The sequence below is a fragment of the Burkholderia sp. Ac-20379 genome (genome assembly GCF_017104645.1).
Lineage (GTDB): Bacteria > Pseudomonadota > Gammaproteobacteria > Burkholderiales > Burkholderiaceae > Burkholderia.
Genome location: NZ_JAAGPF010000792.1, coordinates 1 through 827 on the forward strand (window position 1 = coordinate 1; position 827 = coordinate 827).

Consider the following 827-nt stretch of genomic DNA (forward strand, 5'->3'; position numbering starts at 1 on the left):
CGCTCTTCCGGTCCGTGGTCGAGGTGCCGGTGCGGGTCGCCTCGCACACGCCACGGCTGGCCGCTGCCGTGCCGGTGTTTCGCGCCGCGCTCGGGCAGGCGGACGTCGGACGCGGCGCGGCCGGCGCACGGCTGTTCAGCGGCATCGACGGCGCCGTGGTGCTCGATGCGAACGAGGGCCTCGACAAGCTCGCACGGCAGATCGCCGAGCCGGTGGAGTGGGCCGCCTGCCTCGCGGCCTGCGTCGAGGCGGGCGCGAGCGCCTTTCTCGAACTCGGGCCGGGCCGCGCGCTGGCCGAGGTGGCGGCCGGCGCGTATCCGGCGATACCGTCGCGCAGCGTGGCCGATTTCCGTTCGTGGGATGGGCTGGCCGCCTGGCTGGCCAAACTCGACGCGGCTTGAATCCGGTTCGGGCGGCATCCTCAGCCGCTCTCGACAATCCTCTGATCAATGGGCCGCGTGGCCCGCTTTGTTCCCGCTTCGTTCCCGGTGCGGCCGCGGTTTTCGGCGCCGCGAACGCGCGTTCGTCGCCGCCGCGCCACGCTTCTCAGAAACCGCTTGCGAGGCAAATCGGCGTGACTACAATACGCGCCCGATGAGACCACACGCCTATCTGACCGCGCTGTCGTGCGCGGCGCTCGCCCTGGCTTCGCAGGCCGTTTCCGCGCTGCCCGCGCCGTTCGCCGGCGGGGAGGCGGGCGTCTATTTTGCCCATGCCGGCGATGTCTCCGGCGCGGCGGCCGAACTGGTGAGCGGCGCGCGCCGGCGCGTGCTGGTGGCCGGTTACGCCTCGGTGTCGCCCACGCTGGCGGCGGCGTTGCGCGAGGC

At 73.2% G+C, this 827-nt stretch carries 2 pseudogenes; both read left to right on the forward strand.

What is annotated here, in order from left to right:
- A pseudogene (locus tag G3N92_RS34660) lies at positions 1–401 on the forward strand (malonate decarboxylase subunit epsilon); the annotation flags it as partial.
- A gap of 193 nt (positions 402–594) precedes the next feature.
- Positions 595–827, forward strand: a pseudogene (locus G3N92_RS34665) (hypothetical protein); the annotation flags it as partial.